This window comes from Curtobacterium sp. MCPF17_051, from assembly GCF_003234595.1.
Taxonomy (GTDB): domain Bacteria; phylum Actinomycetota; class Actinomycetes; order Actinomycetales; family Microbacteriaceae; genus Curtobacterium; species Curtobacterium flaccumfaciens.
On sequence record NZ_QKSE01000010.1, the window covers coordinates 52,951 to 71,231 of the forward strand.

The following is an 18,281-nucleotide window of genomic DNA, read 5'->3' on the forward strand; positions in this document are numbered from 1 at the left end:
AGGGCCGGGTCCGGTTTGCCGGATCCGGCCCTTCTTCCGGGAGGCCCGGCTCGGTTCCGCCACGGGCCTCCCGTCCCCGAAACCCCGACTCACGGTCCTCACGGACCCGTCGATGAAAGAAGAAGAGAAACACATGGCTGAGAACACCCCCACCGCCGCCCTCTCCGCGGTCGGCGTGAGCATCTGGCTCGACGACCTCTCCCGCGAGCTCCTCGAGACCGGCAAGCTCACCGAGCTCATCGAGCAGAAGAACGTCGTCGGCGTGACGACCAACCCGACGATCTTCGCGTCGGCCCTCGCCAAGGGCGAGCGCTACGACTCGCAGGTCAAGGAGCTCGCCGCTGCGGGCACCGACGTCACCGACGCGATCTTCGAGATCACCACGCAGGACGTCGCGAACGCCTCCGACGTCTTCAAGCCGATCTACGACGAGACCAAGGGCTTCGACGGCCGCGTTTCGATCGAGGTCGAGCCGGGCCTCGCGCACGACACCGCCAAGACCATCGAGCAGGCCAAGTTCCTGTTCGAGAAGGTCGGCAAGGAGAACGTCCTCATCAAGATCCCGGCGACGCTCGAGGGCCTCGAGGCGATCACCGAGGTCATCGGCGCCGGCATCTCCGTCAACGTCACCCTGATCTTCTCGCTCGAGCGCTACCGCGCCGTCATCGACGCCTACCTCGGTGGGCTCGAGAAGGCCAAGGCCGCCGGCCACGACCTCTCCAAGATCCACTCGGTCGCGTCCTTCTTCGTGTCGCGCGTCGACTCCGAGATCGACAAGCGCCTGGACGCCGTCGGCACCGATGAGGCCAAGGCCCTCAAGTCGAAGGCCGGCATCGCCAACGCGCAGCTCGCCTACCAGGTCTGGACCGAGGCGTTCGCCTCGGAGCGTGCCCTCGGCCTGCTCGAGTCCGGCGCCAACACGCAGCGTCCGCTCTGGGCCTCGACCGGTGTCAAGGACCCGTCGCTCCCCGACACGCTCTACGTGACCGAGCTCGCCGCCCCGAACACCGTCAACACGATGCCGGGCAAGACGCTCGACGCCACGTTCGACCACGCTGAGATCCACGGCGACGCCATCGCCGGCACGTTCGACCAGGCACAGCAGGTCCTCGACCAGCTCGCCGCACAGGGCGTCGACTACGACGAGGTCGTCGCACTGCTCGAGAAGGAGGGCGTGGACAAGTTCAACGTCTCCTGGGGCGAGCTCGTCGACACCGTCAAGAACGCGCTCGAGGGCGCCAAGTAGTGACGGTTTCCATCGCAGCCAGCGGCGACGCCGCGCGGGCCATCGAACAGGTGGTCCCGCGGCTCGTCGCTGACCTGGTGGCCTCGGGCATCACCGCCCAGGACGCCGATCTGTGGGGAACCGCCGCCGAGGCCGAGGCGTCGAAGCGCCTCGGCTGGGTGGAGGCCGTCTCGGTCTCCCGCCCGCTCGTCGCCGAGGTGACCGCGCTGCGCGAGTCGCTCCGTGCCGAAGGGGTCGACCACGTCGTCCTCGCCGGCATGGGCGGCTCGTCCCTCGCACCCGAGGTCATCACGCGCACCGCTGGCGTGCCCCTCACGGTCCTCGACTCGACCGACCCCGCACAGGTCCGCGCAGCCGTGACGACCGACCTCGAGCGCACCGTGCTCGTGGTCTCGTCGAAGTCCGGTTCGACGCTCGAGACCGATTCGCAGCGTCGTGTCTACGAGCAGGCCTTCCGCGACGCCGGAATCGACCCGGCCCGCCGCATCGTCGTCGTCACCGACCCGGGCTCCGCGCTCGAGGCCGCTGCGATCGACGCCGGCTACCGCGTCTTCACCGCCGACCCCACGGTCGGCGGCCGCTACTCCGCGCTCACCGCCTTCGGCCTCGTGCCGTCCGGGCTCGCGGGAGCGGACATCGCCGAACTCCTCGACGAGGCCGACGCGATCTCCGCGCTGCTCTCGGTCGACCTGGACGAGAACCCCGGGCTCGTGCTCGGTGCGGTCCTCGCCGGAACCGAGCCGCTGCGCGACAAGATCGCCATCGTGCCCGACGGCACGCACATCGTCGGTTTCGGCGACTGGGTCGAACAGCTGATCGCGGAGTCGACCGGCAAGGACGGCCGCGGCCTGCTGCCCGTCGTGCTGCACGCGGACTCCCCCGAGGTCACCGCCGGCCTGCCCGACGTCCAGGTCATCCGCCTGGTCGGTTCGCGCGAGGACGAGCGTCACGTGGCCGAGGGCGAGGTCGAGATCACCGGCACGCTCGGCGGCCAGATCCTCGTCTGGGAGTACGCCGTCGCGGTCGCCGGTCGCCTGCTCGGCATCAACCCGTTCGACCAGCCCGACGTCGAGGCCGCCAAGGTCGCGACCCGCGCGCTGCTCGACGACCGCCCCGCTCCGGCGGAGCCGGCGTTCTCCGAGGACGGCATCGCCGTCCGCGCGACGCCCGGACTCGCGGTCGGTGCGACGCTCTCGGAAGCCGTGTCGGGCCTCCTGTCCGCACTCGACCCGACCGGCTACGTGGCGGTGCAGGCGTACGTCGACCGCACCACGAACAGCGGCCTCAAGTCGCTGCGCGACGCGATCGCGGCGCGTACCGGACGCCCCGTCACCTTCGGGTACGGACCTCGGTTCCTGCACTCGACCGGCCAGTACCACAAGGGCGGCCCCGCCACAGGAGTGTTCCTGCAGATCGTGGCCGACGAAGCGGACGACCTGGCGATCCCGGGTCGGCCGTTCACGTTCGGGCAGCTCCTCCGGGCCCAGGCAGCCGGCGACGCGAGTGTCCTCGCCGAGCACGGCCGGCCGGTCCTCACCCTCACGACGTCGGACGTCCACGCCGCCACCGCGGCGATCGCGTCCGCCGTCTCCCACTGACTCGTAAGGAGTTCACCGACTCATGTCACCGGTGGCAATCACCCCGGAGCACAACCCGCTCCGGCTGCCGACGGATCGTCGACTGAACCGGATCGCGGGACCGAGCACGCTCATCATCTTCGGCGTGACGGGCGACCTGTCACGCAAGAAGCTGATGCCCGCGGTCTACGACCTGGCCAACCGGGGGCTCCTGCCCCCGGGGTTCGCGCTCGTCGGGTTCGCTCGTCGCGACTGGGAGGACCAAGACTTCTCCCAGCTCGTCCACGACGCCGTCAAGGAGCACTCCCGCACCCCGTTCGACGAGGACGTGTGGCGTCAGCTCGAACAGGGCATCCGCTTCGTGCAGGGCTCGTTCGACGACCCCGAGGCGTTCCGCGAGCTCAAGCGCACCGTCGACGACCTCGACGCCGAGCGCGGGACGCTGGGCAACCACGCGTTCTACCTGTCGATCCCGCCGAAGATGTTCCCGGTCGTCACCGAGCAGCTGAAGCTGTCCGGGCTGACCGAGAAGCGCGAGGGCTCCTGGAGCCGCGTGGTCGTCGAGAAGCCGTTCGGCTCCGACCTCCGCACGGCACGCGAGCTCAACGCGATCGTCGAGAGCGTCTTCGCGCCCGACGACGTGTTCCGCATCGACCACTACCTCGGCAAGGAGACCGTCCAGAACCTCCTGACGCTCCGGTTCGCGAACCAGATGTACGAACCCATCTGGAACTCGAACTACGTCGACCACGTGCAGATCACGATGGCCGAGGACATCGGCGTCGCCGGGCGTGCCGCGTACTACGACGGCATCGGCGCAGCGCGCGACGTCATCCAGAACCACCTGCTGCAGCTCCTCGCACTCACCGCGATGGAGGAGCCCGTCTCGTTCAAGGCCGCCGACCTGCGTGCCGAGAAGGAGAAGGTGCTCTCCGCCGTACGTCTGCCCGAGGACCTGTCGACCGCCACCGCCCGCGGGCAGTACGACGGCGGCTGGCAGGGCGGCGAGAAGGTGCTCGGCTTCCTCGAGGAGGCCGGGATGAACCCCGAGTCCGGCACCGAGACGTACGCGGCGATCAAGCTCGACATCGCGACGCGCCGCTGGCAGGGCGTCCCGTTCTACCTGCGCGCCGGCAAGCGCCTGGGCCGTCGCGTGACCGAGATCGCGATCGTGTTCAAGCGTGTCCCCGAGGACGTCTACGGCAACACGCAGTCCCCGCTCGGTCAGAACGCGCTCGTCATCCGTGTCCAGCCGGACGAGGGCGTCACGCTCCGCTTCGGCTCGAAGGTCCCCGGCGTCGGCACCCAGGTGCGCGACGTGACGATGGACTTCGGCTACGGCCACGCGTTCACCGAAGCATCCCCCGAGGCGTACGAGCGACTCATCCTCGACGTGCTCCTCGGTGACCCGCCGCTGTTCCCGCGGCACCAGGAGGTCGAGCTGTCCTGGAAGATCCTCGACCCCATCGAGGAGTTCTGGGCCACGCAGGGCCAGCCCGAGCAGTACCGTCCCGGCACGTGGGGCCCGGCATCCGCCGACGCCCTGCTCGCCCGCGATGGTCGGACCTGGAGGCGTCCATGAAGATCGACATGCCCGACACCACGGTGTCGAAGATCCAGAAGAAGCTCGTCCGCATCCGCGAGGAGGGCGGCGCCGTCGCCCTCGGTCGCGTGCTGACCCTCATCGTCTCGACGGCCCTCGGCCACGAGGAAGAGGCGATCGAGGCGGCGAACGAGGCGTCCCGCGAGCACCCGATGCGCGTGATCATCGTCTCGAAGAACAGCGGTGACACGAAGTCCCCCGGTCGTCTCGACGCGCAGATCCGTGTCGGCAGCGACGCGGGTGCGAGCGAGGTCATCGTCCTGCGCGCGTACGGCGAGACCGCGACCGACGAGGAGAGCCTGGTCACCGGCCTCCTGCTGCCCGACGCACCCGTCGTGGCCTGGTGGCCGCAGACCGCTCCCGAGCAGCCCGCGGCGTCGGCCCTCGGCCGCATCGCGCAGCGACGGATCACCGACGCGGCCGCGCAGAAGGACCCGAACGGCGCGATCGAGGCCCTCGGGGCGTCCTACGTGCCGGGTGACACCGACTTCGCCTGGACTCGTCTCACCCTGTGGCGCAACCAGCTCGCCGCGGCGCTCGACCAGCCGCCGTACGAGCCGATCACCGCGGTGGAGGTCTCCGGAGCGTCCGACAGCCCGTCGACGATCCTGCTCGCCGCCTGGCTCCAGCTGCAGCTCCGGGTGCCGGTGTCCGTCGTCACGTCACCGCGCGCGACGGGGTCCAGCGGCATCCACGGTGTGAAGCTCGTGCGTGAGTCCGGCACCATCGAGCTCGAGCGGTCCCTGGTGGACGTCGCCACGCTCTCGATGCCCGGGCAGCCGACGCACGACCTGTCGCTGCCACGCCGCAACCTGCGCGACTGCCTGGCCGAGGAACTCCGTAGACTCGACCCGGACGTCCTCTTCGGAGACGTCGTCAAGCACGGGGTGCCCCAGCTGCGCGAGACCATCGCCCGCTGATCCACACCCCACACGGTCGGGCCGCCTGTCTGGTGCAGGCGGCCCGACCGGACCGAAGGCGGTCGGACGACCGGTCGGCCGCCACGAACACGGGAGTCACGTGACCAACGAACGGCGGGTGCTCGTGCACCCGGACAAGCAGGCCCTCGGCGCTTCGGTCGCCGCACGCTTCATCACCAAGATCATCGACGTGCTCGACGAGCAGGAGCGTGCCGACATCGCGATCAGCGGTGGCTCGGTGTCCTCCCTGGTCCTCGCCGCGATCGGCCAGTCGCCGGCGCGCGAGAGCGTCGACTGGTCGAAGGTGCACGTCTGGTGGGTCGACGAGCGCTGGGTTCCGGCGGACGACGCCGACCGCAACACGATCGGCACGCAGAACGACTTCTTCGACCACGTCGACATCCCCTCGTCGAACATCCACCCGATGCCGGCGTCGGACGGCGGGGTCGACATCGAGGCCGCTGCGACCCAGTACGAGCGCGAGCTGCAGGACGCCGCACCCGAGGGTGCCGTCGCTCCGCGCTTCGACATCACGCTGCTCGGCGTCGGTCCCGACGGACACACCGCCTCGCTCTTCCCGGAGTTCCCGCAGCTCACCGTCACCGACCGCGCCGTCGTGTCGGTCGACGACTCCCCCAAGCCGCCGCCGCAGCGTCTGACCGTCACCTTCCCGGTGATCAACGCCTCGCAGCGCGTCTGGGTGATCCTCTCCGGTGCCGAGAAGGCCTCGGTCCTCGGGCTGGCCCTCGCCGGTGCGTCGATCGAAGACGTCCCCGTGGGTGGCGTGCAGGGTCGCAAGCGCACGGTCTTCTTCGTGGACCAGGACGCCGCGCGCGACGTCCCCGAGAATCTGATCGCGTCGACGTACTAGACGCGCGTTCCTGACGGACAGGAGGCCCGGAGCCAGCTGGCACCGGGCCTCCTGTCCGTCTGCGGTCGCGCCCATCGCGTGCGTCGAGCGGTCGCGACACCCCGCCGGCGCGGCACCGAGGGGTCTGGAACCGTCGTCTGCGGGCACCGCAGGCGACACAACGCGCCACCACGGCGCACCGCACGCGGCGTGTCCTGACCACTCGGCGAACCGGAGCTCGGCGCGGCACCCGGCACGTCGAGCGGTCGCGACACCCCGCCGGCGCGGCACCGAGAGGTCAGGAACCGTCGTCTGCGGGCGCCGCAGGAGACACAACGCGCCACAACGGCGCACCGCAGGCGGCGTGTCCTGACCACTCGGCGAACCGGCGCTCGGCGCGGCACTCAGCACTCCACCCCGCACTCCACCCCGCGCGGCACACCTGTGCCGAGCGGTCGCGACACCCCGCCGGCCCGGCACCGACGGGTCTGGAACCGTCGTCTGCGGCCGCCGCAGGCGACACAACGCGCCACCTCGGCGCACCGCACGCGGCGTGTCCTGACCACTCGGCAAACCGGTTCTCGGCGCGGCACCCAGCACTCCACCCCGCACTCCACCCCGCACTCCACCCCGCGCGGCACACCTGTGCCGAGCGGTCGCGACACCCCGCCAGCGCAACGCCGAGCGGTCACGAACTGTTCGCCGCGGGCGCCGCAGGCGACACAACCCGCCACCTCGGCGCACCGCACGCGGCGTGTCCTGACCTCTCGGCGAACCGGCTACCCGCGCGCCGAGCACTGCCGGCAGTCCCCCGGACGCACGAAGGCCCCCGCACCATCGGTGCAAGGGCCTTCGTCAGCGTTGAGCGCTAGCTCTTCTTCGCCGCGGTGCCGCGACGCTCTCGGAGCTGCTGGAGCGCATCCTCGAGGAGCTGCGCTGCCTCTTCCTCGGTGCGGCGTTCCTTCACGTACGCGAGGTGGGTCTTGTAGGGCTCCGTCTTGGAGACCACGGGAGGGTTCTCCTTGTCGCGCCCGGCCGGCAGACCACTCGACGGCGAGTCCACCGTCTCGGGGATCTCTTCGTCGGGCAGGTTCGCGGCGAAGTACCGCACGACCTCGTTGCCCAGGGCGTCCCAGTACGAGATCGCCACGCGCTCGGCCTGGACCCCGCGGTCCTGTTCGCCCATCGGGCCCGCGCCGACGCGGGACCCTCGGATTGCACTGCCTCCGCTTGCCATGGATCAGACCCCCGCCGTGAACTTGTTGATGAGACCGAGCACGATGATGGAGACGATCCAGACCAGACCGAGGATCACCGTGATGCGGTTGAGGTTGCGCTCGGCCACGCCGGACGCACCGAGGTTGCTCGTGACCCCACCGCCGAACATGTCGGAGAGGCCACCACCGCGGCCCTTGTGCAGCAGGATGAGGAGCGTGAGCAGGAGGCTCGTGATTGCGAGCAGGACCTGCAGCACGACGGAGAGTATCGCCACGACGTACCTTTCGTGTCAGTCAGCCGTACCAGTGTACCGGCCACGCGGAGCACGGCCGGTACCTGGACGGGAGTGGTGCGGACGACTGCCCGCGACGACGTCGCCCGTGGACTACAGCCCGACGTGCTGACGGAACCGCGCGATGGCCGCGAACTCCTGCACGTCGAGCGAAGCGCCACCGACGAGCGCGCCGTCGATGTCGGGCTCGCGGAGGAACCCCGCGATGTTGCCCGACTTGACCGAGCCGCCGTAGAGCACCCGGGTGTCGGCAGCAGCCTGGTCGCCCCAGGCTGCGGCGATGCCACGACGGATGGCCGCGCACTCGTCCTGCGCCTGCTCGGCCGTGGCCGCCTGGCCGGAGCCGATGGCCCAGACGGGCTCGTACGCCACGACGATGTCGGCGGGCTTCACCGCGTCGAGCACGACACGGAGCTGCTCGACCGGCACGACGCCGGCGCCGCGCTCTTCGCGCTGCTCGCCGGTCTCGCCGACGCACACCACGGGGACGAGACCGTGCTTGACGGCCGCTGCGGTCTTCGCCGCGACGACCTCGTCGGTCTCACCGTGCAGCGTGCGCCGCTCGGAGTGGCCGACGATGACGTACTGGGCGTCGAGTGCAGCGAGGAACGCGCCGGAGACGTCACCGGTGTAGGCGCCGGAGTCGAACTGCGACAGGTCCTGCGCACCGAAGTGGATGGGCAGCTTGTGGGCCGAGATGAGCGTCTGCACGCTCCGCAGGTCGGTGAACGGCGGGAACACCGCGACCTCGACGTCGTCGAAGTCGTGCCGGGCGTCCTTGAGCGTCCACGCGAGCTTCTGCACGGTGGCGATGGCCTGGAGGTGGTCCAGGTTCATCTTCCAGTTACCCGCGATCAGCGGAACCCGGCTCATGCTGCGCCTCCCGAGAGCACGGAACGGAGTGACATCCGGGTCATGCGGTCCACCCCAGTGCTTCGAGACCGGGCAGCGACTTGCCCTCGAGGAACTCGAGGCTCGCACCGCCGCCGGTCGAGATGTGGCCGAACTGGTCGTCCGAGAAGCCGAGCGAGCGCACGGCGGCAGCGGAGTCGCCACCACCGACGACGCCGAGGCCGTCGACCTCGGTCAGCGCCTGTGCGACGGTCTTCGTGCCGGCGGCGAAGGCCGGGAACTCGAACACGCCCATCGGGCCGTTCCAGAACACGGTCTTCGAACCCGAGACGGCCGAGGCGAACCGCGCTGCGGTCTCAGGGCCGATGTCGAGGCCGATGCCGTCCGTGCCGAACGACGAGGACTCGATGGCGTCGGCCGCCACGGTCTCGTGGTCGGCGTCGGCCGCGAAGCCGGAGGCCACCACGACGTCGGTCGGCAGGTCGATGGTGACACCGAGCTCCTTCGCCCGCGAGAGGTACTCGCGGACGACGTCGAGCTGGTCGGCCTCGAGCAGCGACTTCGCGACCCCGTGGCCCTGGGCCGCGAGGAACGTGAAGAGCATGCCGCCACCGATGCAGAGGGTGTCGACCTTCGGCAGGATGTGGTCGATGACACCGAGCTTGTCGCTGACCTTCGAACCGCCGAGCACCACGGTGTAGGGGCGCTCCGGGTCCTTGGTCAGTCGCTCGAGCACGCGGAGCTCGGTCTCGATCAGCGAACCGGCTGCGCTGGGCAGTGCGGACGCGAGCTCGTAGACCGAGGCCTGCTTGCGGTGCACGACACCGAAGCCGTCGGAGACGAAGGCGTCACCGAGGGCGGCGATGCGGTCCGCGAAGGCACCGCGCGTGGCGGCGTCCTTCGAGGTCTCCTCCGGGTTGAAGCGGAGGTTCTCGAGCAGCAGGACGTCGCCGTGCTCGAGGGCCTCGGCCGCGGCGGTCGCTTCGTCGCCGACGGTCTCGCCGACGAACGTGACCTCTTTGCCGAGCAGCTCCGAGAGCCGCTGGGCCACGGGTGCGAGCGAGAACTCGGGCTTGGGCTCCCCGTCGGGGCGGCCCAGGTGCGAGATCACGATGACGCGTGCGCCGGCGTTGACGAGGGTGTTCAGCGTGGTCAGCGACGCGCGGACGCGGCCGTCGTCCGTGATGGTGCCGTCCTTGAGCGGGACGTTCAGGTCACAACGGACGACGACGCGCTTGCCGGCGAGGTCGCCGAGGTCCTCGAGGGTGCGGAGGGCCATGTGTTACAGACGCTCGCCGACGTACTCGGTGAGGTCGACGAGGCGGTTCGAGTAGCCCCACTCGTTGTCGTACCACGAGGTGATCTTCACGAGGCCGCCGATGACCTTGGTCAGGCCGGAGTCGTAGATCGAGGAGTGCGGGTCCGTGGTGATGTCGGTCGACACCAGCGGGTCCTCGCTGTAGAGCAGGATGCCCTTGAGGGGGCCTTCTGCGGCCTCCTTGTAGGCGGCGTTGATCTCGTCGACGGTGACCTCGGACTTGGTCTCGAGGGTGAGGTCGGTGATCGACCCGGTAGGGACCGGGACACGCAGCGCGAAGCCGTCCAGCTTGCCGGCGAGCTCGGGGAGCACGAGGCCGATGGCCTTCGCCGCACCGGTCGAGGTCGGCACGATGTTCAGCGCGGCGGCACGGGCACGACGGGGGTCCTTGTGCGGGCCGTCCTGCAGGTTCTGGTCGGCGGTGTAGGCGTGCACCGTCGTCATGAGCCCACGCTCGATGCCGAACTTGTCGTGGAACACCTTGGCGAGCGGCGCGAGGCTGTTCGTGGTGCAGGACGCGTTCGAGATGATGTGGTGGTTCGCGGGGTCGTACTGACCCTCGTTCACGCCGAGCACGATGGTGACGTCGTCACCCGAGGCCGGAGCGGAGATGATGACCTTCTTGGCACCGGCGTCGATGTGCTTCTGCGCATCGGCGGCCTTGGTGAAGAAACCGGTCGACTCGATGACGATGTCGACACCCAGCTCGCCCCAGGGGAGGTTGGCGGGGTCGCGCTCGGCGAGGACCTTGATGGCCTTGCCGTCGACGACGATGTTGTCGCCGTCGAGCTCGACGGTCGCGGGGAGCTTGCCCGTGATGGAGTCGAACTTCAGCAGGTTGGCGAGCGACGCGTTGTCGGTGAGGTCGTTCACCGCCACGATCTCGAGGTCGGAGCCCTTCGCGAGGGCGGCCCGGAAGAAGTTACGGCCGATGCGGCCGAAGCCGTTGATACCGATCTTGACGGTCAATGGATCTCCTGGTGAGTGTGGAGCGCCCAGGGGGCGCTGCTTTCGGGAGTCGCGCACCCTGGCGGGCCCGCGTGTGGTGGACGATACGCCCCGTAACGTCGCCGTAACGACCCTAGCAGTCGGACACTGCGTGCCCGAGCGTGATGACGGTCCGTCCGGACGGTCGCCGACCAGGCCGGGAACGGGTCCGAGAACGGGCCGTGAAACGGACGGGAGGCGCGGTGCCAGCTGGCACCGCGCCTCCCGTCCGCAGGGTCGACAGACCCGTGTCAGGCCCCTTCGAGCTCCTCGGGAACGCTCGCTTCGGTGCCCGGGATGCCGAGGTCGGAGGCCCGCTTGTCGGCCATCGCCAGCAGGCGACGGATGCGGCCGGCGATGGCGTCCTTGGTCATGGGCGGGTCCGCGTGCTGGCCGAGCTCGTCGAGCGAGGCGTCGCGGTGCTGCAGGCGCAGTGTGCCGGCGTACTGCAGGTGGTCAGGGACCTCGTCGCCGAGGATCTCGAGCGCACGCTCGACCCGGGCGCAGGCGGCCACGGCGGCCTGCGCGGAACGGCGGAGGTTCGCGTCGTCGAAGTTGACCAGGCGGTTCGCGGTCGCACGGACCTCGCGGCGCTGGCGCATCTCCTCCCAGTCGGCGGTGGTGCGCGCGGCCCCCATGACGGTCAGCATCTGACCGATGGCCTCGCCGTCGCGGATGACGACGCGGTGCACCCCGCGGACCTCGCGGCCCTTGGCGGCGACCCCGAGACGCGACGCGGCACCGACGAGGGCCATCGCGGCCTCGTTGCCGGGGCACGTGACCTCGAGCGCTGCAGCCCGACCCGGGTCGGTCAGGGTGCCGGAGGCGAGGAAGGCGCCGCGCCAGATGGCGGCCAGGTCCTCGCGGTTGCCCGTGGTCAGGCGGTTCGGCAGCCCGCGGACGGGGCGACGACGGGCGTCCATCAAGCCGGTCTGGCGGGCGAGGGTCTCCCCCGCCTCGAGCACGCGGACCAGGTAGCGGGTGCCACGGCGGGCGGACGCGGACGACCCCACCGATGCCTCGCTGCGCACGCCGTAGAGCTCGGCGAGGTCCTTGCGGACCCGGTGCACGATGATCCGGGTGTCGAGCTCGACCTCGACCGCGATGCGGCCCGAGATGACGTGCAGACCACCTGCGAACCGGAGGATCGTGGCCAGTTCGGCGGCGCGGACCGTGTTGCGGTTCACGGCGACCCTGGCCAGTTCGTCCTTGACCTCGGCAGTCAACGGCACAGCATCATTCCTAACGTTCGTTCAGTGGTTCCCGCAGATCCGGCGGCACGGGCGTGGGAGCGGCCGGAGGGACGGTCACTCCCGGCCGAGATCTCGGTTCTTCACACGCACGGCGACGCCTGGCATCCCGCGGAGGAGGTTCGCCAACTCGGCGACGATGGCGACCGAGCGGTGCTTCCCGCCGGTACAGCCGATGGCGATCGTAGCGTGTCTTTTGTTCTCGCGCTGGTACCCCTCGAACACCGGCTCGAGGACGGCGGCGTAGCGATCGACGAACGGACGGGCTCCGGCCTGGGCCAGCACGTAGTCCGAGACCGGCTGGTCGAGCCCGGTGTGGGGCCGCAGTTCCGGCACCCAGTAGGGGTTCGGGAGGAACCGCACGTCGGCCACCATGTCGGCGTCGGCGGGCAGTCCGTACTTGAACCCGAAGCTCATCAGCGTGACCTGGACACCCACGAAGTGCTCGTCGGCGAAGTGTTCGATCACGGTGTTCGCGAGCTGGTGGATGTTGAGGTCGGAGGTGTCGATCACCACGTCGGACGCCTCGCGCAGGCCGGCGAGACGCGCCCGCTCGCGGGCGATGCCGTCGAGCAGGGTGTCCTCGCCCTGGAGCGGATGGGGTCGACGGACCTGCTCGAAGCGCCGGACCAGCACGGCGTCGGTGGCCTCGAGGAACAGCACCCGGACCCGCGCGGACGTGCTCGAGCGGACCTGCTCGACCGCGTGCTCGGGGTCGGTGAAGAACCGCCCGCCACGGACGTCGACCACGGTGGCGATCTTCGGGATCTTCTCCCCCGCGCGGTCGGCCAGCTCGGTCAGCGGGGCCAGCATCTGCGTGGGCAGGTTGTCGACGACGTACCAGCCCAGGTCTTCGAGGGCCTTGCCGACGGTGGACCGCCCGGCCCCGGACATGCCGGTGACGATGAGGATGTCGTGCTGCGACGCGTGGGTGGTCGCGGTGGCGCTGTCGGTCATCTGGGAGTGGGCTCCGTCGTGGCGGCCCGGGCGCGTCGCCCGGGGAGGTCTCGGCTGCCGGACCAGGCTACCGCCCGGTGACGGCCGGGAGGCGCGGGGTTCGTCACGACGGTCGCTGCGGACCGTCGTCGGTCACCTCGGGGACCCGCACCGGGCCTCCGGGATCGGTTCCGGTTCCGGTGTCCGTGATCGCGTCGGCGTCCGGTTCGGGGGCGCTCGACGCGCTCGTGGCGGGTGCGCTCGTCGGCGTCTGGGCCAGCTTCGAGACCACCGCGGCAGCGGTCGCCGGGCCGATCCCGTTCACCTCGCCGATGTCCTCGGCCGTGGCCTCGCGCAGCCGGGCCACCGAGCCGAAGTGCTTCAGCAGGGCGTTGACGCGGCTCGGACCGAGACCGGGGATCTCGGACAGCCGCGACCGGACGTCACGCTTCCGTTTGCTGCGCTGGTGGGTGATCGCGAACCGGTGCGCCTCGTCACGGATGCGCTGGATGAGGAAGAGCGCCTCGGAGTTGCGGGGCAGGATGACCGGGAAGTCGTCGTCGGGCAGCCAGAGCTCCTCGAGCCGCTTCGCGATGCCGACCAGGGCGATGTCGTGCACGCCGGCTTCGTCCATCGCGCGCTTCGCTGCCTGCACCTGGGGCTGGCCACCGTCGACGATGAGCAGCTGCGGGCGGTACGCGAACCGCTTCGTCGGCTTCGACCCCTCGACGACCTCGTCGGTCGTGACGTCCGGGACGTCCGGCAGCTCGGCGTCCTCGTCCAGCCGCGCCAGGCGCCGCGAGAGCACCTGGTACATGCTGTCGGTGTCGTCGGTGGTCTCGGCGATCGAGTACCGGCGGTACTGGTCCTTGCGCGGCAGACCGTCCTCGAACACCACCATCGACGCGACGACGTTGGTGCCCTGCAGGTGCGAGATGTCGTAGCACTCCATGCGGAGCGGCGCCTCGGTCATGCCGAGGGCGTCCTGGATGTCGGCCAGTGCCGCGGCCCGCGTCGTGTAGTCGGCCGAACGCTTGGTCTTGTAGAGCATGAGCGCCTGCCCGGCGTTCTGCGCGGCCGTCCGCGCGAGACCGGCACGATCGCCGCGCTGTGCCGTGCTGAGCTTCGTACCGCGCCCGTTCCGGCGCTTGCTGAGCCACTCCTGGAGCGCGTCCGCGTCCTCCGGCAGCTCGGGGACGACGACCTCGCGCGGGGGCTCGTCGGTGACGTAGACACCCTGCACGATCTGCTCGACGAGATCGCCCGTGGCGATGTCGAGCTCCTTGTCGACCACCCAGCCGCGGACACCGCGGATGCGACCACCACGGACCGAGAACAGCTGCACGGCCGCGGCGAGCTCGTCCTCCGCGATGCCGAACAGGTCGAGGTCGACCGAGTCGCGGAGCACCACGGCGGACTTCTCGAGCACGGCTTCGAGCGCCTCGACCTGGTCGCGGTACTTCGCGGCCTGCTCGTACTGCATCGCGTCCGCCGAGGCCCCCATGCGCTGCCGGAGCTCGGTGATGACCCGACGGTCGTACGAGTTCATGAAGCGTACGAACTCCTCGACGAGGGCACGGTGCTCCTCGATCGTGACCTTCTGCGAGCAGGGGCCGCCGCACTTGCCGATCTGCCCCGGGAAGCACGGGCGGCCGGTCTGCATCGCCTTCTTGTACGACGAGTCCGAACACGTGCGGATCGGGAACACCTTGATCATCAGGTCGATGGTGTCGTGCACCGCCCAGATCTTCGGGTACGGACCGAAGTACTTCGCACCCTTGATCTTGCGGTTGCGCGTCACCATCACCCGCGGCGCTTCGTCACCCAGGGTGACCGCCATGTACGGGTACGACTTGTCGTCGCGGAACTTGACGTTGAAGGGCGGGTCGAACTCCTTGATCCAGGTGTACTCCAGCTGGAGCGCCTCGATCTCGGAGCCGACCGTCGTCCACTCGACACTGCGCGCCGTCAGGACCATGCGCCGGGTGCGCTCGTGCAGCGTCGGCAACGGTGCGAAGTAGTTGCTCAGCCGGGCGCGGAGGTTCTTCGCCTTGCCGACGTAGAGCACCCGACCGGCTTCGTCACGCCAGCGGTAGACGCCCGGGTCGGTCGGGATCTCCCCCGCCTTCGGACGCCACGGGACGGTGTCCGCCACCTACCGAGCACCCGCCTTCTGCTTGCTCGCCTGCTTGGTCGTGCCCTGCTGCTTCTGGGTGGCCTGGCGTGCGCCGACCGCCTGCTGCTTGCCGACCCGGGCGTCCTGCGCGTCGAAGATCTCGCGCAGGAAGACACCGGTGTGGCTCTCCGGCACGGTCGCCACGTGTTCCGGGGTGCCCGTCGCCAGGACCGTGCCACCACCGGAACCGCCCTCGGGTCCCATGTCGATCAACCAGTCGGCGGACTTGATGACGTCGAGGTTGTGTTCGATCGTGATGACGGTGTTGCCCTTGTCGACCAGGCTCTGCAGCACGAGGAGCAGCTTGCGGACGTCCTCGAAGTGCAGACCGGTGGTCGGCTCGTCGAGCACGTAGACCGTGCGGCCGTTCGAGCGGCGCTGCAGCTCGGTGGCGAGCTTGACGCGCTGCGCCTCGCCGCCGGAGAGCGTGGTCGCGCTCTGACCCAGGCGCACGTAGCCGAGGCCCACGTCGACGAGGGTCGCCATGTACCGGTGGATCGCCGAGATCGGCTCGAAGAACTCGGCCGCCTCGCTGATCGGCATGTCGAGGACCTCGGAGATGTTCTTGCCCTTGTAGTGCACCTGGAGCGTCTCGCGGTTGTAGCGCGCACCACCGCAGACCTCGCACGCGACGTAGACGTCGGGCAGGAAGTTCATCTCGATCTTGATCGTGCCGTCGCCCGCGCAGTTCTCGCAGCGGCCGCCCTTAACGTTGAAGCTGAAGCGGCCGGGCTGGTAGCCACGCGTCTTGGCCTCCTGCGTCTCGGCGAACAGCTGACGGATGCGGTCGAACACGCCCGTGTAGGTCGCGGGGTTCGACCGTGGCGTGCGGCCGATCGGTGCTTGGTCGACGTGCACGACCTTGTCGAGCTGGTCGAGGCCCTTCACCCGGGTGTGCTTTCCCGCGATGTGCCGTGCGCCGTTGAGCTGGTTGGCGAGCACCTTGTACAGGATGTCGTTCACCAGCGTCGACTTGCCGGAACCACTCACGCCCGTGACCGCGGTGAACACACCGAGGGGGAAGTCCGCGTCGATCGACTTGAGGTTGTTCGCGCGGGCGCCCTGCACGGTGATGGCGCGCTTCAGGTTGACCTTGCGGCGCTCGGTCGGCACATCGATCGCGCGTCGGCCGGCGAGGTAGTCACCGGTGATCGACTCACGGTTCTCGATGATGTCCTCGTACGAGCCGGAGTGCACCACGTTGCCGCCGTTCACACCGGCGCCGGGGCCGATGTCGACGACCCAGTCGGCCGTGCGGATCGTGTCCTCGTCGTGCTCGACGACGATGAGCGTGTTGCCGAGGTCCTTGAGCTTGACCAGCGTGTCGATGAGTCGACGGTTGTCGCGCTGGTGCAGGCCGATGCTCGGCTCGTCGAGCACGTACAGCACGCCGGTCAGCCCGGAGCCGATCTGCGTCGCCAAGCGGATGCGCTGCGCCTCGCCGCCGGACAGACCACCGGCACCACGTGCCAGCGTGAGGTAGTTCAGACCGACTTCGAGCAGGAACTCGAGGCGTGCGCGGATCTCGCGGAGGACCGCGGCGGCGATGTGCGCTTCACGGTCGGTCAGCGTCAGCTCGTCCATGAACGCGTACGCGTTGTCGAGCGACATGTCGGTGACGTCCGCGATGCTGCGGTCGTTGACCGTCACCGCGAGCACCTCGGGCTTGAGACGGGTTCCCTCGCACACCGGGCACGGGACCTCGCGCAGGTAGCCCTGGAAGCGCTGCCGCTGCGAGTCCGACTCGGCCTCGGCGAACTTGCGCTCGATGTAGGGCATGACGCCCTCGAAGCCGCTCGTGTACCGCATCTCGCGGCCGAACCGGTTGCGCCAGGAGACCGACACCTGGAAGTCCTTGCCGGTCAGGATCGACGCCTGCACCGCGGGGTCGAGCTGGTTCCACGGGGTGTCGAGCGAGAAGCCGAGCTCCTTGCCGAGGCCGCCGAGCAGCTTGTCGAAGTAGGAGTACAGCCCGCTCGTCCCGGTCCAGGGCAGCAGGACGCCGTCGCGCAACGAGGCCTCGGGGTCGCCGAGCACCAGGTCGGGATCGACCGACATGCGCGTGCCGAGGCCGGAGCACTCGGGGCACGCACCGAACGGCGCGTTGAACGAGAACGTGCGCGGCTCGATCTCGGTGAGCGCGAGCGGGTGGTTGTTCGGGCACGAGAGGTTCTCGGAGTAGGTCCGGACCGCTCCGGGCCCCTCGTGGTCCACCAGGTCGATGCCGACGGTGCCGTCGGTCAACCGCAGGGCGGTCTCGAGCGAGTCGGTGAGACGGCCGAGGATGTCGTCGCTCGCCACCAGGCGGTCGACGATGACCGAGATGTCGTGCTTGACCTGCTTCTTGAGCTTGGGCGGGTCGCTGAGCTGGATGCGCTCCCCGTCCACGATCGCACGGGCGTAGCCGGACGCCGCGAGTTCCTGGAAGAGGTCGACGAACTCGCCCTTCTTCTTGGAGATGACGGGCGCGAGGACCTGGAACCGGGTGCCGGTCTCGAACTGCATGAGCTGGTCGGCGATCTGCTGCACGGTCTGCTTGCTGATCACCTCGCCGCACGTCGGGCAGTGCGGGACCCCGATGCGCGCCCAGAGCAGACGCATGTAGTCGTAGACCTCGGTGATCGTGCCGACCGTCGACCGGGGGTTGCGGTTCGTCGACTTCTGGTCGATCGAGACCGCCGGCGAGAGCCCCTCGATGAAGTCGACGTCGGGACGGTCGACCTGGCCGAGGAACTGGCGCGCGTAGGCGGACAGCGACTCGACGTACCGGCGCTGTCCCTCGGCGAAGATCGTGTCGAACGCCAGCGAGGACTTGCCCGACCCGGACAGGCCGGTGAAGACGACGAGCGAGTCGCGCGGGATCTCGAGGTCGACGTCACGGAGGTTGTGCACGCGGGCGCCGCGCACGCTGAGCGTGGAGGTGCTGTGCGGTGCGGTCCCGCCGGGGAGGTGGAGGTCAGCGGGCTCGCCGAAGGCGTTCCGGCCCGACGTCGAGGTACCGGGGTCAGAGGTGATGGTCATCGTCGTCGATTCTACGAAGCGGCACCGACATTCGG

The 18,281-nt window shown here is 69.7% G+C and carries 14 protein-coding genes; 5 read left to right on the top strand and 9 right to left on the bottom strand.

Going from position 1 to position 18,281, the window contains the following annotated elements; translation table 11 throughout:
* Positions 1-133: 133 nt before the first annotated feature.
* The 5 genes from tal (at position 134) to pgl (ending at position 6,217) form a co-directional block, all read left to right on the top strand.
* Positions 134-1,246: a transaldolase gene (tal, locus tag DEJ35_RS09350; RefSeq protein ID WP_110862757.1), complete on the top strand. Its 1,113-nt coding sequence runs from the start codon at positions 134-136 to the stop codon at positions 1,244-1,246.
* The gene (locus DEJ35_RS09355) at positions 1,246-2,844 is read left to right on the top strand and encodes a glucose-6-phosphate isomerase (RefSeq protein ID WP_111192622.1); all 1,599 of its coding nucleotides are present in this window, start codon (positions 1,246-1,248) and stop codon (positions 2,842-2,844) included. Before tal ends, DEJ35_RS09355 begins: the two co-directional genes overlap by 1 nt.
* Before the next feature lie 22 nt (positions 2,845-2,866).
* Positions 2,867-4,405, top strand: coding sequence for a glucose-6-phosphate dehydrogenase (gene zwf / locus DEJ35_RS09360; RefSeq protein ID WP_027465683.1), 1,539 nt, complete (start codon positions 2,867-2,869; stop codon positions 4,403-4,405).
* Positions 4,402-5,346, top strand: coding sequence for a glucose-6-phosphate dehydrogenase assembly protein OpcA (locus DEJ35_RS09365; protein ID WP_110862755.1), 945 nt, complete (start codon positions 4,402-4,404; stop codon positions 5,344-5,346). The genes zwf and DEJ35_RS09365 overlap by 4 nt, the downstream gene beginning before the upstream one ends.
* 100 nt (positions 5,347-5,446) lie before the next feature.
* A complete protein-coding gene (pgl, locus tag DEJ35_RS09370) occupies positions 5,447-6,217 on the top strand; it encodes a 6-phosphogluconolactonase (RefSeq protein ID WP_111192623.1) in 771 nt (256 codons plus the stop codon).
* A gap of 847 nt (positions 6,218-7,064) precedes the next feature.
* On the opposite strand, the gene DEJ35_RS09375 is transcribed toward pgl, so the two are convergent.
* The 9 genes from DEJ35_RS09375 to uvrA all read right to left on the bottom strand — a co-directional run bounded on the left by DEJ35_RS09375 (position 7,065) and on the right by uvrA (position 18,246).
* Positions 7,065-7,433: an RNA polymerase-binding protein RbpA gene (locus DEJ35_RS09375; RefSeq protein WP_110862753.1), complete on the bottom strand. Its 369-nt coding sequence runs from the start codon at positions 7,431-7,433 to the stop codon at positions 7,065-7,067.
* 3 nt (positions 7,434-7,436) lie between these two features.
* The gene (secG, locus tag DEJ35_RS09380) at positions 7,437-7,688 is read right to left on the bottom strand and encodes a preprotein translocase subunit SecG (protein ID WP_017887256.1); all 252 of its coding nucleotides are present in this window, start codon (positions 7,686-7,688) and stop codon (positions 7,437-7,439) included.
* Between the two features lie 111 nt (positions 7,689-7,799).
* Complete coding sequence (tpiA, locus tag DEJ35_RS09385) at positions 7,800-8,579, bottom strand: triose-phosphate isomerase (protein ID WP_111192624.1); 780 nt, start codon at positions 8,577-8,579, stop codon at positions 7,800-7,802.
* A 40-nt stretch (positions 8,580-8,619) separates the two neighbouring features.
* The gene (locus DEJ35_RS09390; protein ID WP_111192625.1) at positions 8,620-9,837 is read right to left on the bottom strand and encodes a phosphoglycerate kinase; all 1,218 of its coding nucleotides are present in this window, start codon (positions 9,835-9,837) and stop codon (positions 8,620-8,622) included.
* A gap of 3 nt (positions 9,838-9,840) precedes the next feature.
* Positions 9,841-10,845 carry a type I glyceraldehyde-3-phosphate dehydrogenase gene (gene gap / locus DEJ35_RS09395; RefSeq protein WP_027465689.1) on the bottom strand — a complete coding sequence of 335 codons (1,005 nt, stop codon included), beginning with the start codon at positions 10,843-10,845 and terminating at the stop codon, positions 9,841-9,843.
* Between the two features lie 269 nt (positions 10,846-11,114).
* A complete protein-coding gene (whiA, locus tag DEJ35_RS09400) occupies positions 11,115-12,095 on the bottom strand; it encodes a DNA-binding protein WhiA (protein ID WP_027465690.1) in 981 nt (326 codons plus the stop codon).
* Between the two features lie 75 nt (positions 12,096-12,170).
* A complete protein-coding gene (gene rapZ, locus DEJ35_RS09405; protein WP_111192626.1) occupies positions 12,171-13,070 on the bottom strand; it encodes an RNase adapter RapZ in 900 nt (299 codons plus the stop codon).
* Positions 13,071-13,173: 103 nt separating this feature from the next.
* Entirely contained in the window at positions 13,174-15,204 is a 2,031-nt protein-coding gene (gene uvrC / locus DEJ35_RS09410) for an excinuclease ABC subunit UvrC (protein ID WP_110862750.1), read from the bottom strand.
* Complete coding sequence (uvrA, locus tag DEJ35_RS09415) at positions 15,205-18,246, bottom strand: excinuclease ABC subunit UvrA (RefSeq protein WP_258378458.1); 3,042 nt, start codon at positions 18,244-18,246, stop codon at positions 15,205-15,207. It abuts the gene before it with no gap.
* Positions 18,247-18,281 lie beyond the last annotated feature (35 nt).

What these genes read in the sequence shown, in the direction of transcription:
- tal (WP_110862757.1), top strand. Translation starts at nt 134, where the DNA reads ATGGCTGAGAACACCCCCACCGCCGCCCTCTCCGCGGTCGGCGTGAGC.
- DEJ35_RS09390 (WP_111192625.1), bottom strand. Translation starts at nt 9,837, where the DNA reads ATGGCCCTCCGCACCCTCGAGGACCTCGGCGACCTCGCCGGCAAGCGC.
- DEJ35_RS09365 (WP_110862755.1), top strand. Translation starts at nt 4,402, where the DNA reads ATGAAGATCGACATGCCCGACACCACGGTGTCGAAGATCCAGAAGAAG.
- rapZ (WP_111192626.1), bottom strand. Translation starts at nt 13,070, where the DNA reads ATGACCGACAGCGCCACCGCGACCACCCACGCGTCGCAGCACGACATC.
- DEJ35_RS09375 (WP_110862753.1), bottom strand. Translation starts at nt 7,433, where the DNA reads ATGGCAAGCGGAGGCAGTGCAATCCGAGGGTCCCGCGTCGGCGCGGGC.
- zwf (WP_027465683.1), top strand. Translation starts at nt 2,867, where the DNA reads ATGTCACCGGTGGCAATCACCCCGGAGCACAACCCGCTCCGGCTGCCG.
- uvrA (WP_258378458.1), bottom strand. Translation starts at nt 18,246, where the DNA reads ATGACCATCACCTCTGACCCCGGTACCTCGACGTCGGGCCGGAACGCC.
- tpiA (WP_111192624.1), bottom strand. Translation starts at nt 8,579, where the DNA reads ATGAGCCGGGTTCCGCTGATCGCGGGTAACTGGAAGATGAACCTGGAC.